The organism is Acinetobacter sp. YH12105, assembly GCF_013419095.1.
GTDB lineage: Bacteria > Pseudomonadota > Gammaproteobacteria > Pseudomonadales > Moraxellaceae > Acinetobacter > Acinetobacter pseudolwoffii.
Window position 1 is genome coordinate 220,824 of sequence record NZ_VPAU01000002.1, and the last position, 13,308, is coordinate 234,131.

Annotated in this window: 17 protein-coding genes; 7 read left to right on the forward strand and 10 right to left on the reverse strand. The window is 41.2% G+C overall.

The genetic code is table 11. The annotated features are described in order from the left end of the window. Positions 1 to 289: 289 nt before the first annotated feature. The 6 genes from FTU44_RS02945 to FTU44_RS02970 all read right to left on the reverse strand — a co-directional run bounded on the left by FTU44_RS02945 (position 290) and on the right by FTU44_RS02970 (position 5,376). Complete coding sequence (locus FTU44_RS02945; RefSeq protein WP_005096846.1) at positions 290 to 658, reverse strand: hypothetical protein; 369 nt, start codon at positions 656 to 658, stop codon at positions 290 to 292. Continuing rightward, the gene (locus FTU44_RS02950; RefSeq protein ID WP_005171032.1) at positions 659 to 1,021 is read right to left on the reverse strand and encodes a hypothetical protein; all 363 of its coding nucleotides are present in this window, start codon (positions 1,019 to 1,021) and stop codon (positions 659 to 661) included. Between the two features lie 131 nt (positions 1,022 to 1,152). Then, positions 1,153 to 1,755, reverse strand: coding sequence for a nitroreductase family protein (locus FTU44_RS02955; protein ID WP_180000770.1), 603 nt, complete (start codon positions 1,753 to 1,755; stop codon positions 1,153 to 1,155). Positions 1,756 to 2,217: 462 nt separating this feature from the next. After that, positions 2,218 to 2,709: a hypothetical protein gene (locus FTU44_RS02960; RefSeq protein WP_100357164.1), complete on the reverse strand. Its 492-nt coding sequence runs from the start codon at positions 2,707 to 2,709 to the stop codon at positions 2,218 to 2,220. 126 nt (positions 2,710 to 2,835) lie between these two features. After that, positions 2,836 to 4,230 carry a class II fumarate hydratase gene (fumC, locus tag FTU44_RS02965; protein ID WP_100357163.1) on the reverse strand — a complete coding sequence of 465 codons (1,395 nt, stop codon included), beginning with the start codon at positions 4,228 to 4,230 and terminating at the stop codon, positions 2,836 to 2,838. Between the two features lie 135 nt (positions 4,231 to 4,365). Next, positions 4,366 to 5,376, reverse strand: a complete 1,011-nt coding sequence (locus FTU44_RS02970; RefSeq protein ID WP_159138133.1) for an NAD-dependent epimerase/dehydratase family protein — start codon at positions 5,374 to 5,376, stop codon at positions 4,366 to 4,368. 71 nt (positions 5,377 to 5,447) lie between these two features. Between FTU44_RS02970 and tusD the strand changes: the two genes are divergently transcribed. Genes tusD through FTU44_RS02990 form a run of 4 tightly spaced genes read left to right on the forward strand, consistent with a single transcriptional unit; the run spans position 5,448 to position 6,841 of the window. Continuing rightward, positions 5,448 to 5,816 (forward strand): sulfurtransferase complex subunit TusD, encoded by a 369-nt coding sequence (gene tusD, locus FTU44_RS02975; protein WP_005096839.1) that lies wholly within the window; start codon positions 5,448 to 5,450, stop codon positions 5,814 to 5,816. A gap of 44 nt (positions 5,817 to 5,860) precedes the next feature. Further along, positions 5,861 to 6,211, forward strand: a complete 351-nt coding sequence (locus tag FTU44_RS02980; protein ID WP_005096837.1) for a hypothetical protein — start codon at positions 5,861 to 5,863, stop codon at positions 6,209 to 6,211. 19 nt (positions 6,212 to 6,230) lie between these two features. Then, a complete protein-coding gene (locus FTU44_RS02985) occupies positions 6,231 to 6,515 on the forward strand; it encodes a DsrH/TusB family sulfur metabolism protein (protein ID WP_005171040.1) in 285 nt (94 codons plus the stop codon). A gap of 14 nt (positions 6,516 to 6,529) precedes the next feature. Next, complete coding sequence (locus FTU44_RS02990) at positions 6,530 to 6,841, forward strand: TusE/DsrC/DsvC family sulfur relay protein (protein WP_005171043.1); 312 nt, start codon at positions 6,530 to 6,532, stop codon at positions 6,839 to 6,841. 130 nt (positions 6,842 to 6,971) lie between these two features. Here FTU44_RS02990 and FTU44_RS02995 read toward each other — a convergent pair whose 3' ends face one another. The 3 genes from FTU44_RS02995 to ybaK form a co-directional block, all read right to left on the reverse strand. After that, positions 6,972 to 7,457, reverse strand: coding sequence for a hypothetical protein (locus FTU44_RS02995; RefSeq protein WP_100535036.1), 486 nt, complete (start codon positions 7,455 to 7,457; stop codon positions 6,972 to 6,974). 62 nt (positions 7,458 to 7,519) lie between these two features. Beyond that, on the reverse strand, positions 7,520 to 8,773 hold the full coding sequence (locus FTU44_RS03000; protein ID WP_180049468.1) for a YncE family protein: 1,254 nt from the start codon (positions 8,771 to 8,773) through the stop codon (positions 7,520 to 7,522). 172 nt (positions 8,774 to 8,945) lie between these two features. Further along, a complete protein-coding gene (gene ybaK, locus FTU44_RS03005; protein ID WP_074382819.1) occupies positions 8,946 to 9,413 on the reverse strand; it encodes a Cys-tRNA(Pro) deacylase in 468 nt (155 codons plus the stop codon). A 914-nt stretch (positions 9,414 to 10,327) separates the two neighbouring features. On the opposite strand from ybaK, the gene aroQ reads away from it, so the two are divergent. From aroQ to accC, 3 genes are read left to right on the forward strand one after another with little or no spacing between them, the layout of a single operon-like run. Further along, entirely contained in the window at positions 10,328 to 10,783 is a 456-nt protein-coding gene (gene aroQ, locus FTU44_RS03010) for a type II 3-dehydroquinate dehydratase (protein ID WP_005096831.1), read from the forward strand. 16 nt (positions 10,784 to 10,799) lie between these two features. Continuing rightward, a complete protein-coding gene (gene accB / locus FTU44_RS03015) occupies positions 10,800 to 11,216 on the forward strand; it encodes an acetyl-CoA carboxylase biotin carboxyl carrier protein (protein ID WP_005096830.1) in 417 nt (138 codons plus the stop codon). A gap of 18 nt (positions 11,217 to 11,234) precedes the next feature. After that, a complete protein-coding gene (gene accC / locus FTU44_RS03020; protein ID WP_100535033.1) occupies positions 11,235 to 12,602 on the forward strand; it encodes an acetyl-CoA carboxylase biotin carboxylase subunit in 1,368 nt (455 codons plus the stop codon). A 59-nt stretch (positions 12,603 to 12,661) separates the two neighbouring features. Here accC and FTU44_RS03025 read toward each other — a convergent pair whose 3' ends face one another. Beyond that, positions 12,662 to 13,105 (reverse strand): hypothetical protein, encoded by a 444-nt coding sequence (locus FTU44_RS03025; RefSeq protein WP_005096827.1) that lies wholly within the window; start codon positions 13,103 to 13,105, stop codon positions 12,662 to 12,664. Between the last annotated feature and the right edge of the window lie 203 nt (positions 13,106 to 13,308).

Consider the following 13,308-nt stretch of genomic DNA (forward strand, 5'->3'; position numbering starts at 1 on the left):
ATGATCAAGCAACAATATTATGCAGTATTAAAAGATCTCTCGACAAAGCTTAGAAAAATATTAAAGTTTAATTGTTAAATTATAGTTATCAATTTTCTTATTTCCCGGATATATCCCCGGGATAATGAGTAACAATCATGTTTATACTTTAGTTTAACTTTACAAAAAACCCTACAGATAGATGCATCTTATTTAAGATGATATTTTTTGGTCAAAATCCAGCCAAGATTAAAATAATAATATTCTCTTTATTTTCATTAATGCGTGATGAGAAGAAGTACCACTCGCCCTATTCAACATCCCTATTTTTACAGAATAAGGTGGTGGTCATTCCTGATTTACTCAGGCTCTGATCCTGTCGATCAAGAAAACTTTTGGCGACCATAGCCATCATGGGCGCCATATCCAGACTGTTATTTTCTTCAGAAACTTTTTGAATGTCCTGATAGGCTTTCAGTCGATTACAAAAAGCCTGACGTTGGGTTTTGGCATCGGCCTTTGGATCATCTTCATCTAAAATGTGCTTGGTTTCATTGACGATTTTAGTCTGTTCTGAAATAAACTGGTCATACGCACTTTGTGAAAGTGGTTCTGCAAAGACCATGCTATTCAGTAAGAATAACAATCCTGCACAAATGAAAGATGATTTTTTTAGCATTTAGATTTCTTCTTTCCAGACATCTTCATAATCATCGGCATCAATCATGAAACGAAAACCTGTTTCCAGAGCCAGATATGGTAATACTTCTGGTGCGATGTCCTGTAATTCACGTACGGTCATCGTTTCAAAAGCATCTTCACTTGAAGGTTCTCCGCCATAAATATACCAGCTGATATTTTCCGCTGTCTCAGGCTTTTTACGAATACCAACTATCGGATCCTGCTTTAAGGTATGTACGGCCACAGCAACAACATCATCACCCGTGACTTCAACATAAGCTGAGCCTACTTCTTCACAAAGTAACTTTTGCTCTGCGATTAGTTCTTGTAAAGGTGATAGATTTTGCGTGTTTTTCGACATTCGATATTACTCATTTATTTGCATTAGCACGCTATTTTAACTGAATTTTAGCAATGCTGATGAGGATTTCGTCGAGATATTATAAAATATCTGCGCTTAAAATTATTTAAGCGCAGATATGAATTTCAGGCTTATTTGAAAATTTTAAAACGCTCTTCGTCCGCAAGATAATCTTTGGCATGTGTTTCGCCTTCGATTGAACCAAAGACCAGCTGTGCGCGAAGCTTCCAGTTGGCTGGAATGTCCCACTCAGCATGCACCTGCTCATCTACGATCGGATTATAATGCTGTAAAGATGCACCTAGGCCTTCAGTATGTAATGCTGTCCATGTGGCAAATTGCGCAATCGCAGTAGAATGCTCTGCCCAGATGGGGAAGTTATCCGCATAAGACGGGAATTGCTCCTGCAACGCTTGTACCACTGTTTGATCTTCAAAAAACAGTACCGTACCTACACCAGCAGCGAAGCTGGCCATTTTAGCAGTGGTTTTTGCTGCACTTGCTTCGTCTTTTGCATAACTTTTTAATTTATCTGCAACGATGCCCCAAAACTTTTCATGTTCTGTGTTGAATAAAATGACGGCGCGTGAAGACTGAGAATTAAAAGCAGATGGACTTTGTTTAATTGCAGTTTGAATTAAATCAGTTAAACGTTCAGGAGATTGTTCAATATTCTTGCCAATGGCATAAATAGTACGGCGTTTAGTAATTAAATCTAAAAACTGATTCGACATTTTTAAAAATCCTGGGATATATCTTCGGGAAAATTGGAACCTTTAGCTATTTTTGTGAAGCATAGCTAATCAATTAAACTTTTAGCTTATCTAAAAATAAAACTTATATACATTAAAAAATAATAGACAGAATTACCAGGCTATTTGCTTGATATTTTTATATATTTTTTAGCTAAAACTAATTCTTTTCACCTATTTTTTAAACAAAGGTTAAAATTACTGCCCAATCAAAATACTTTAGGATAAATAGTGGGCTATCTTGCTTTGTTCTCGGGCGAAATTCTAGGAATCATTATTTTTATAAGGTTTATTTTTTGAAGATCCCTGTTAAAGAGAATCTAATAATATAGCTTAGGCTATTTCCAAGCATCTCCGATCATGAAGGAAAGCTTAGGCTACAGATAAAATTAATCCCCCAAGAATGGAGGACTAATTTTTATCAATGAAAACTATAAATTTAAATTAAAATTTTGCATTCAAAATTTGAGCTGATACTTTACTTTTCCACAGCTCACGTAGTGTCGGTAAATAGAATTTCTCACCTAGTTCAACCAGTTCTGCATCGATCAGTGCATGCATTTCCTGCATAAACAGATAGTCCAGTTCAACTGTGCTCAGTTTTGCCTGCTGCTTTTGATAGTCCTTACGTTTTTGCTGGGCTTGTTTAACCAAACGATCCGCAAATGCTTTATCTTTAAACTGGCTAATCGCCTTTAAACGCAGTTCAATAATGCCCCAACCGGTTAACAACATTTGGAAAGTCTCAAAGTCATCGCTGGTCGATTCCCAAGACATTTCTTCCAGATTTTCATCATCTGGAAGCACCGGCAAAAGAAGTTCCATGACACTTGGAAAAATCTTTTTAAAATTCAGAATAAATTTAACAGGATGCTCACCTGGATAATCCTTGAATTGCACCTTTCTTTGAACATCTGTTAAATAAATATCAAGCATAAAACAATCATCAGTGGTTAATCTCATCGAGTTCTATTGTACGCAACTCTGCCTGAGATAAAAACCACTGCTGACGATTCCATGATAAAACAGGCTGAAAGATTGAAAATAAAAGCCTTAAACGCTTTATTTTGTATTCGGTGAGACCATCTGTTCAGGACGCACCACCTCATCAAACTGTTCAGCTGTGACTAAACCAAGTTCGACAGCCACCTGCTTTAAGGTTTTAGCTTCTTTATAGGCAGTTTTGGCAACCTTGGCTGCATTCTCGTAACCAATCACCGGGTTTAATGCAGTGACCAGCATTAATGAGTCATGCAAGAAATGATCAATCTTGTCACGGTTCGGCTCAATACCTACGGCGCAGTGATCATTGAAACTATTACAGGCATCACCCAAGAGCTGGATGGATTGCAGTAAGTTATAGGCAATCACAGGCATAAACACATTCAGCTCAAAGTTACCCGATGCACCTGCCACATTAATCGTGGTGTCATTTCCAAGCACTTGCGCCACCACCATGGTCATGGCTTCACTTTGCGTCGGATTGACCTTACCCGGCATAATGCTTGAACCTGGCTCATTTTCAGGAATACGCAGTTCACCAAATCCACAACGAGGCCCACTGGCTAACCAACGAATATCGTTGGCAATTTTATTTAGGCTGACTGCAAGGGTTTTTAATGCGCCTGAAGCAAATACCGCAGCATCACGGCCGGCCAAAGCTTCAAATTTATTTGGAGCAGTGACAAATGGTAGACCTGTCAGCTTCTCCAGTGTCTCTGCGGCCTGAACTGCATAATCAGGATGGGCATTTAGACCTGTACCCACAGCCGTCCCGCCCAATGGCAATTCATACAAACCCAGTAAAGCTTGCTGTAAGCGAATCAAGCCATGATCAAGTTGGGATACATAACCACTAAATTCCTGACCTAGGGTTAAAGGTGTCGCATCCTGTAAATGCGTCCGGCCAATTTTGACAATATCGGCAAAGGCTAAAGATTTTGCATGCAAGGTATCACGTAGACGGGTAAGCGCTGGGATAAGAAGTTGATTAATCTGCAAACTCGCTGCGACATGAATCGCAGTCGGGAAAGAGTCATTGGTCGATTGGGCACGGTTGACATGATCATTTGGATGAACCGGTTTTTGCGCACCTAAATGATTGCCCAATTTTTGATTGGCAATATTGGCTATCACCTCATTACAGTTCATATTACTTTGCGTGCCTGAACCGGTTTGCCAGACCACCAGTGGAAACTGGCTATCCCACTGCCCGCTAATCACCTCATCTGCTGCATCCACAATATAGCCCGACAGCTCTTGAGGAATCTGATCCAGTTTAGCATTGGTCAAGGCTGCAGCTTTTTTTACCAGTCCCATTGCACCAATCATTGCCCGTGGCAAGCGTTCATTGCCGATCTTGAAGTTTTGCAAGCTACGCTGGGTCTGAGCGCCCCATAAAGCCTCACTCGGTACGGCCACTTCGCCCATGGTGTCATGTTCAATACGTGTTTGCATGTTCAACCTCAATTTTTTACATATCGCTGATTTTAAAAGCATCTATCACGATACTTTGCTAGATTAATTAAAAGTAATCGATTATATTAAATATATAAATGATAATTATTATCAAATATTTTTTACTTATCTCATTTACTGTCCTCTCAGTATATTTTGATAAAATAGCCATTCATCCTCAAGCATCTTTTTCAGTGAACGCTGCGGTTGCCAATGCAAAATCTGCTGTGCCTTTTCAATATTCGCGCCTAGCTGGTCAAGCTCTGCATGAGGATAAGGCAAGGCATCGACTGTTCTAATTACAGACTGGGTCACTTCTGCCAGTTGATCCAACAAATCCTGTATCGAAATGAGCGTTCCAGCAATATTGAAGGCTTCACATTTTAATTCCTGTTGTTGCCATAGCCACTGCAAGGATTTAATCACCGCATCACAACTGTCTGCCACATGCAGAAAACTCCGCTCTACTGTGCCATCCGCAGTATAAGCCTGACGGCGTAATTCCAGATATTCACGCTGCTGCGCAGCGACCTGCATTGCCAAAGGCACAATATTTTTCGGTAAAGGTGGCACCGCCTCGCCTAGGACACCATGCTCGAAGGCGCCGCTAATATTAGATAGTCTTAAGATAGCAATGCGCCACTCGTTATCTGTTTTGACAGTATCCCGAATAATTTCCTCAACCATCTGTTGCGATTTAATATAGGGATTGGGATAAGTATAGTTAAAAGGTAGATCTTCATTGAGATCCGTACCGGATTGTCCATAGACTGCCAGACTGGATAAATGCACCAGATGCCGTACGCCGGTACGTTGCATGGCGCGCATTAAGCTCATAATACAGCTGACATTATCATTATAATATTCAAGGGGTTTTAATACTGATTCTTCTAGCGACTTAAAACTGGCAGCATGTACTACAGCCTGAATCGAATGCTGTTCAAATACTTTATTTAATGCAGGCGTATTGCGAATATCAATTTTGATAAAAGGCACATACATCCCGGAGATATATTCAAGTCGCTCCAGCGTCTGTAAGTTAGCATTGGCCAAATTATCGACCACAATGACCTCTAATCCTTGTGCTAACAGACTTAAAGCAATATGTGAGCCTAAAAAGCCTAATCCACCCGTCACTAAAATCATTGTATACTACCTACTTTCTGATGAAGCCCAGATCAAGCTGTTGCTATTGATCAAGCCTGTAGTGAATTTCGATGAGCACCTTAATTCTTGTTACCTCCGCACCAACTTCTATTTATGCCTGGCATGCCCTTGGTTTGGCGCAGGCATTACACAACAAAAACCAAGAATTCCGCGTATTCTTTTATCAGGACGGCGTGTCGGTCGCAAATGCACTGCAATGGGTGCCCGACGATCAACGTCATCTTACACATGCCTGGCAAGCACTCAATATTCGCCTACCGGTCTGTGTAAGTGCAGCACTGGCGCGAGGGATTACAGATCAGGACAATGCTCAACGTCACAATATTCAGCAGCATAATCTGGCGGATGCCTTTGAATTGGTCGGTTTAGGTGAACTTGCCGATGCTGTTCAATCCTCACAACGTCTGATTCAATTCTAGATGTTCCATTTTTTAGAATGTGTTGCTTTTCCAAGGAATCTTGTGTGAAATCTGTACTTGTTATATTAACCCAAGCCAATCTGACCAGCCTGCAAGTGCATGAAAGCCTGTCTGCGACCATGGTTTTGGCGACATTTGGTGCGGAAGTGAAAGTTCTGCTACAAGGTGCAGGCCTTAGTCTTCTACGCTCAGAACTGCAATTTGATCAGTTACAACATGCCTTTAAACTGGCCTCGAATATGGTCGACAGTTTTGAGTTTTATGACCTCACTCCAATTCTGATTGAACAGAAAAACCAGAACTCGCCCTTTGTGGCTCAGAGCGAACAAGAGATTGAATTTATTGAGCTAAGCCCAGCATTTATTCAAGGCTTTGATCATGTGCTGTATTGGTAAGGAATAAAGGATATATAAAATGTCAAATCACACACTTTATCTGATCCAATCGAACTATGCGGCAACGGCGCAGATTCTGGAACAACTCGCTCAAATTTATACCCCAGTTGATCAGATCATACTGATGGGTGAAGCCGTATTACAGCTGGAGCATTCATTTCTACAAAATTTGCCGCAAATTTACATGCTGGAAAATGATGCAGAGCTTTTGACACAGCCTTTGCCGGATCAAGTCAAGCTTGTCAATTTTGCCGATTTTGCAGATCTTTGCCTCGGGTTTAATCGCTGTATTTCAATGAAATAATCAATGAGTTAAATATGAATTTAGAACTAGATCAAGATGGTCATCTGATCGATTACACCATTTGGAGTGAAGAAGTCGCGCAAGTCCTGGCCAATAACCTGGAACTGAACTTAACCCCGTGGCATTTTGAAATTCTGCAAGCAGTGCGTCAGTTCTATCAGCAGTTTGGCCATTCACCGGCCACACGTCCCTTAATTAAATTCCTAATGAAAACGGTTAGTGCTGACATTAACAATGCCATGCTTCAGGAAAAGTTTAATACGGGTCTGGTCGCGCGGCATTTAAGCCGTTTGGCCGGCGTACCCAAGCCTGCGAATTGTTTATAAAAGTACGCTGTATTCAATACTTACGCTGTATTCAATACTTATATCTAAACGCCTGAATTCTCATTTGGGCTTTTTTATGAAAGCAATTTTCACATCTAAAATAATAAAAGATCTTCGTGGCTTGAATTCGTCAACTTCGGATTTGTTCTAAGGTTCGCAAAGCCCGATGCAATTCATGATCCATTTCTGGCAGAACTTTCAGCAGAAACTCAATTTGTGCTTTCGCCTCGTCTCGAGTCACCAGTTTAGCTTCTACCAGCGTCTGCTGTAGACTAACCAGCAAACTGACCTGTCTAGGATCTGGTTGTTGCCCCTGACCTAAAGCACTGAGGATTTGAGCAAAGTCTAGATATAACTGTTGCTGCTTTAACAATAGGCTTTGCTTTGTAGCTACATTATTTGGTTCAGCCTGTGTATTTTGGCTATTGCTCTTAAAACTCAGAGACATATAGCTGGGTGATTTTTCAAGTCGGGCAACCTGATCACGATGGGCTTGGGCTTGATTGGAAAAATCAGTCCGATAGATGTCTTGTCGTATCTGGTAAGCAATAGCCACCAAAATGCCGAACAAGAGTAATCCGATGATGAGATATAAAAGAACGGTCTTATCTTTCATCTTGATCTCCTCAACCCAATAAAGACAGCTCTTATCAAAACGCTGCCTGTATCGTTGCTCGACTACGGCGTTGACCAGTCTACTGGTGCATAGCCGATCCGGACACGTTGTGGATGATTCCCAACTGGTACACTGAGCACTTTATCCCCTGTGGCAAAATCAATCACGGTCACCACATCGGTTTCACTTTCGGAAATCACACAGCTTTTACCATCTGGACTACGCGTTGCCCAATAGGGTTTGCCGGCAGGAATCAATTTGCCCGCAGTCAGCGTCTTGCGATTTACAATTGTGGCATAGTCATCCATGGTTCCTGCAACACAGAGCTTTTCACCATCAGCACTGATTGACAAACCATGATGACGCGAATCATTGACCCATTTTGTCCGGTCTTTCGGGATACTATCACTGCCAGGGAGCTGTCCGATCCGGCTAATCTTGTTCTGATTCAGATCGTACTCAATCAGACCATTAAAAAATGAAACCTGGGCATAAAGTTTCGTTTCATCCTTGCTAAATACCATTGGGCGAACTGAATTGGATAAATCCTTGCGACCAAATGCATCGAGTGCAGGTCTGAAATCAATTTTTCTCAGCACTTGATAGGTATTGGCATCCGCGATGCTAATGTAGCGTTTTCCTTTGGTGAAATCCTGCCACTGTGCATCCATTGACGTTTCAACATTGCCAATCGCGGAGTTCAGGATTTTGTTACCATCATCGAAGTAGATATTTTCATGCGGTTTATCACCCGTAGCAAAACGCCCTAACTCTTTGCCAGTGTGAATATCCAGGACATGTACCACATTGCCTGAAGATGCTGACACCGCCACGCGTTGACCATCTGGCGAAACCGCCATGTGATCGGCGCGAAAACCTTCAACCGGTGTACGCCAGTTCATCTTGCCTGTTTTGATATTAATAGAGACCACATCGGCGAAACTTGGACGCGATGCCACGATGGACTGACCATCTGGCGTCGAGTACATATCATCTACCAACTGATCATTACCTTCACCCGCTGTGGCCTGAATATAGGTATAGGCAATCAGCTTGATAGGATTGAGATGAATTTCTTTGAGACGCTCTTTACGGTCAGGAATCATGTTAATGACGCCAATTTTGCCAAAATCACCCGATGGACGAATCACAGTCACTGTGCCATCCCAGTTGTTTCCGACAAAAAAAACCTGCTGTGAATTGGCAGGTGCAGCTGAAGGCGCAGAAGCGGCCTGTACACTCGGAAACGCAGACAGCATCGCCATTGCAGATAAGGTCAGACAGAATTGTGGCCATTTTTTATTTTGAACTTTCATCCTTTATGCTCCGCATAATCATTTTTATTATTTTTAATTCTTTATTGCGCACATTTCCGCTGTGCTTATTCGTGATCTAATATACAAAGGTATAAAATGATTTGCTGATTTTTCCGACCAAAAAAAGATCACTTCAAACGCTATTCATTTAAATCTTCAGGGGAATTTGACCTTATACATCCAGCACATCGACAAACTGTGCATTCAGCACTTTGGCAAGATCAGCCGGTTTCAGTCCGATATCCAAGCCTCTTTTACCGCCACTCACATATATTTTATTGAGCTTTTCTGCCGATACATCAATGACTGTTTTTAAACGCTTCTTTTGTCCGATTGGACTGATTCCACCGACCAGATAACCGGTTAAACGTTCGGCATGTTTCGGATCTGCCATTTGTAGTTTCTTGCAACCACAAGCTGCCGCTACTTTTTTTAGATTAAGCTGATGATTGACTGGTAACACGGCAACGAAATACTGTTTTTCATCCGTTACCAATAGCGTTTTAAAGACTTCTTCGACTTGTAATCCTAATTTTTCTGCAGCCTCTAAACCAAAGCTTTTCGCATTGGCATCATGTTCATATTCATGAATACTATATTCAATTTTTTGAGTTTTTAAGAGTTTACATGCAGGTGTCATAATACTTCTGGCTCAAGTCTGATCACCTTAGTATATAAATATTCGCTCAAGAAGTTAATGTTTTTGCCCCATACCTCTGCTCCATATGCATGACTACAAGCTGTTTCTGAGATTTTTTGCAAAGAAAGTGGCGTGCAAAATACCAACAAAGATATGTGTTTTTGCCACTATCTAGATATCAGATGCGCCTGTGCCTAGCGATTTAGAATGCTTTGAAATGAACATATTCGTCATTTCATCAAGATAGCGACAATCTAAATTTTTCCAAACCCTTCGCTATAAATCTCTTTAAATTCGATGTCTGTTTCTTAGTCAGCTTTATAAATTTAGAAACAGAACATAAAACTGATCTCTAAATTGAAGTAACTCATTTTTATCTGGTATTTTGTAATAAAATGCATATAAAAACACAGACTAAAATATTAAAATAAGCTTATTAACATATTGTCTTATCTTGCCTTTTTAAGTATTTCTCCATCTTTTCAAGATGAGATTTTGACATTAAGGGAAGCACGGTTAAAGGCAAAGTTAGGCTAGTCATCCTCTCACGCAAGTCAAGGATCTCTCGATTGAATGTCCTAATCGTTTTGGCCAGACATGAATTTTTGCAAGATTAAAATATGATCAAACAGCAGAGCTGATCCTTAACATGAAGATACAGTTACATAAAGGATATTAACTGTTTTTGCCAATTGGGTTTACAATGAAAACGATCTGAATACCCTGCGAATTGTAATTTTTTAACATTGCCAAATCTCTGCAAAGTTTTCATTATAGCGCCACTGTTTAGGATATGCTTTCTACGTCAATTCAAAGAAATTATAAATAGTCATGTAGAAAATCATGCAATAATAAGCAGAGTTTGCAGCTATCTTGCAAACAAACCTCGATACTTTTTAATTGGAGCATGCTGGATGAGTTCGACCATTTTGGTTATTCATGGACCGAATTTAAATTTGCTTGGAAAGCGCGAACCAGAAGTTTATGGTCATCTTACGCTTGGCGATATTAATCAGCAACTGACTGCTCAGGCTCAACAGGCCACATTACAACTCGATACCTTCCAAAGCAACTGGGAAGGCGCAATCGTTGACCGAATTCATCAAGCCCAACTCGACGGCGTACAATATATCATTATCAATCCGGCAGCATTGACACATAGTTCTGTTGCGGTTCGCGATGCCCTGCTTGGTGTCGCCATTCCTTTTATTGAAGTCCATTTGTCAAACGTCCATGCACGCGAGGCATTTCGACATCATTCGTACTTGTCCGATAAAGCCATCGGCGTGATCTGTGGTCTGGGTGCAAAAGGCTATGCTGCTGCGCTCGACTATGTCATTGAAAAAATACAATCTTCTACAAAATCTTAATTAGGAATACTGTCTCATGGATATCCGTAAAATCAAGAAACTCATCGACTTGATGATTGAATCTGACTTACAGGCGATCGAAGTTAAAGAAGGCGATCAATCGATTGCATTAACTCGTCGTAATCCAGTGGTTGCAGCGGCTGTTCCTGCAATGCCTGCACCTGCAGCTGAAGTACCTGCGGCGAAGTCTCCGCGCGGTGCTGTTGAAACATCTCCAATGGTTGGGGTGTTTTACTCTGCACCAAGCCCAGGCGAAGCGACATTTGTCAAAGTGGGTCAAACCGTTTCTGCTGGTGATACCTTAGGTATTATCGAAGCAATGAAAATCATGAACCCAATTGAAGCAACTCAAAGTGGTGTGATCGAAGAAATTCTAGTGAAAAATGGTGAAGTGATTCAATTCGGCCAACCACTTTTCCGCTACCGCGCTTAATCACCCCGGGGATTTATAATGTTGCAAAAAGTTTTAATTGCAAACCGTGGTGAAATTGCTTTACGCATCACCCGGGCTTGCAGAACTTTAGGGATCAAAACCGTAGGTGTCTATTCTGACGCAGACAAAGACCTGATGCATTTGCGTTTCTGTGATGAAGCGGTTTGTATCGGTCCGGGTGCGAGCAGTGACAGCTACCTGAATATTCCTGCGATTATTACAGCTGCTGAAATTACTGGCGCAGATGCCATCCATCCTGGTTATGGTTTTCTCGCTGAAAATGCTGAATTTGCTGAAATCGTAGAAAATTCTGGTTTTATCTTTATCGGTCCACGTCCAGAACATATTCGTTTAATGGGGAACAAGGTTTCTGCCATTATTGCCATGAAAAAAGCGGGTGTACCAACTGTACCGGGCTGCGACCATGCCGTAACCATTCACAATGCACTCGCTGAAGCGAAAGAGATCGGTTTCCCGCTGATTGTCAAAGCTGCTTCTGGTGGTGGTGGTCGTGGTATGCGTATCGTCGAAAATGTCGACACCCTGCTGGAATCTGTTCAGGCTGCACAGCGTGATGCAGAAATGTGGTTTGGTGATGATACGGTCTATATGGAACGTTTCCTGCAAAAGCCACGTCATGTTGAAGTACAGGTACTGGCTGATGGTAATGGCCATGCGATTCATCTCTATGATCGTGACTGCTCGCTACAGCGTCGCCATCAAAAAGTACTGGAAGAAGCGCCAGCACCGAACTTACCAGAGCAAGCACGTGCCGATATTCTAGAAGCCTGTGTCAATGCCTGTAAACTGATGCAATATCGTGGTGCAGGTACATTCGAATTCCTGTTTGAAGATGATGGATTCTTCTTCATTGAAATGAATACGCGTGTTCAGGTTGAACATCCGGTAACTGAAATGGTAACCGGTATTGATATTATCGAACAGCAATTGCGTATTGCTGGTGGCTTAGGTCTCGATATTCAGCAAGAAGATGTCAAGGTTTTAGGACATGCGATTGAATGCCGTATTAACGCAGAAGATCCATCAACCTTCTTGCCTTCACCCGGCAAGATTGAGAGCTTCTATGCACCAGGCGGCGCAGGTATCCGCTTAGACTCGCACATCTACCCAGGCTATAGCATTCCGCCGTATTATGACTCGATGATCGCCAAACTGATTTCGCATGGCAAGGACCGTGAGACGTCTATTTCTCGCATGAGAAATGCCTTGGAAGAAATGATTTTGACTGGTGTTAAAACCAACATTCCTTTGCACAAAGATTTAATCCTTCAGGATAAAAACTTCTGCAAACAGGCGATGGACATTCATTATCTGGAAAAACATTTGTTGAAACAGCTAGAAGGTGCTGAAGACAAAGCTCAATAAGCTTTAAGCTTATAAAAAAACCGCTGAAATTCAGCGGTTTTTTTATGTTGATGACTCATTTATGGTAATACACGTCTGAGTACCGCAAAGCATTGCTCGGCCTTGTCATTGGCACAGAAATTAATCGTGTACGGATTTTGCCATTTCACAAAATACTGGGAAATTTCACCGGATTGATCAACCTGATTGCCTGAGCAGTCTTTTTCATTATTATCATATTTAACCTGAAGAATCAGTGCGGGAATCTGAACGGTCGGATCCTGTGCAGGCTGATAATCATATAATCCTGAAGTCCACTCTTCACCACTTTTAATTACGACATTATTATTGCTTTTAAAATTATAATATTCGATACATTTTTTATTATCCGGAATTTCCATCCCCCACAACCCCACAATTTCAGGCCGGGTTTTCACGGTAAATGTATTTGGGATTTCAGCAGCTTTAGCAGAAACTTCCGCTGGTTTTTTATTTTCTGTCGCCATTAGCCAAGGTGAGCTCATGAGTAAGATAAGGCTAAGACATATTTTTTTCATATTTACCGGCATCGTTTTAACAATTGATTCTAAGTTAGCATATTTTTTCAGAATCGTATCCCACTCTGGAGCAGTTTAAATCTGAGTCCATAAAGTTTTTATCATATTGTTTAAAAACATGGATTTCTTTTCCAGTTTATTTTGTATATATTTCGTATATAAGAATCTTA

Bases quoted from the DNA above. Each gene is read 5' to 3' on its own strand.
- FTU44_RS02955 (WP_180000770.1), bottom strand. From the start codon at position 1,755: ATGTCGAATCAGTTTTTAGATTTAATTACTAAACGCCGTACTATTTAT.
- tusD (WP_005096839.1), top strand. From the start codon at position 5,448: ATGAGCACCTTAATTCTTGTTACCTCCGCACCAACTTCTATTTATGCC.
- fumC (WP_100357163.1), bottom strand. From the start codon at position 4,230: ATGCAAACACGTATTGAACATGACACCATGGGCGAAGTGGCCGTACCG.
- FTU44_RS02945 (WP_005096846.1), bottom strand. From the start codon at position 658: ATGCTAAAAAAATCATCTTTCATTTGTGCAGGATTGTTATTCTTACTG.
- accB (WP_005096830.1), top strand. From the start codon at position 10,800: ATGGATATCCGTAAAATCAAGAAACTCATCGACTTGATGATTGAATCT.
- FTU44_RS02995 (WP_100535036.1), bottom strand. From the start codon at position 7,457: ATGAAAGATAAGACCGTTCTTTTATATCTCATCATCGGATTACTCTTG.
- FTU44_RS03025 (WP_005096827.1), bottom strand. From the start codon at position 13,105: ATGAGCTCACCTTGGCTAATGGCGACAGAAAATAAAAAACCAGCGGAA.
- ybaK (WP_074382819.1), bottom strand. From the start codon at position 9,413: ATGACACCTGCATGTAAACTCTTAAAAACTCAAAAAATTGAATATAGT.
- accC (WP_100535033.1), top strand. From the start codon at position 11,235: ATGTTGCAAAAAGTTTTAATTGCAAACCGTGGTGAAATTGCTTTACGC.
- FTU44_RS02990 (WP_005171043.1), top strand. From the start codon at position 6,530: ATGAATTTAGAACTAGATCAAGATGGTCATCTGATCGATTACACCATT.
- FTU44_RS02970 (WP_159138133.1), bottom strand. From the start codon at position 5,376: ATGATTTTAGTGACGGGTGGATTAGGCTTTTTAGGCTCACATATTGCT.
- FTU44_RS02960 (WP_100357164.1), bottom strand. From the start codon at position 2,709: ATGCTTGATATTTATTTAACAGATGTTCAAAGAAAGGTGCAATTCAAG.
- FTU44_RS03000 (WP_180049468.1), bottom strand. From the start codon at position 8,773: ATGAAAGTTCAAAATAAAAAATGGCCACAATTCTGTCTGACCTTATCT.
- FTU44_RS02950 (WP_005171032.1), bottom strand. From the start codon at position 1,021: ATGTCGAAAAACACGCAAAATCTATCACCTTTACAAGAACTAATCGCA.
- aroQ (WP_005096831.1), top strand. From the start codon at position 10,328: ATGAGTTCGACCATTTTGGTTATTCATGGACCGAATTTAAATTTGCTT.
- FTU44_RS02985 (WP_005171040.1), top strand. From the start codon at position 6,231: ATGTCAAATCACACACTTTATCTGATCCAATCGAACTATGCGGCAACG.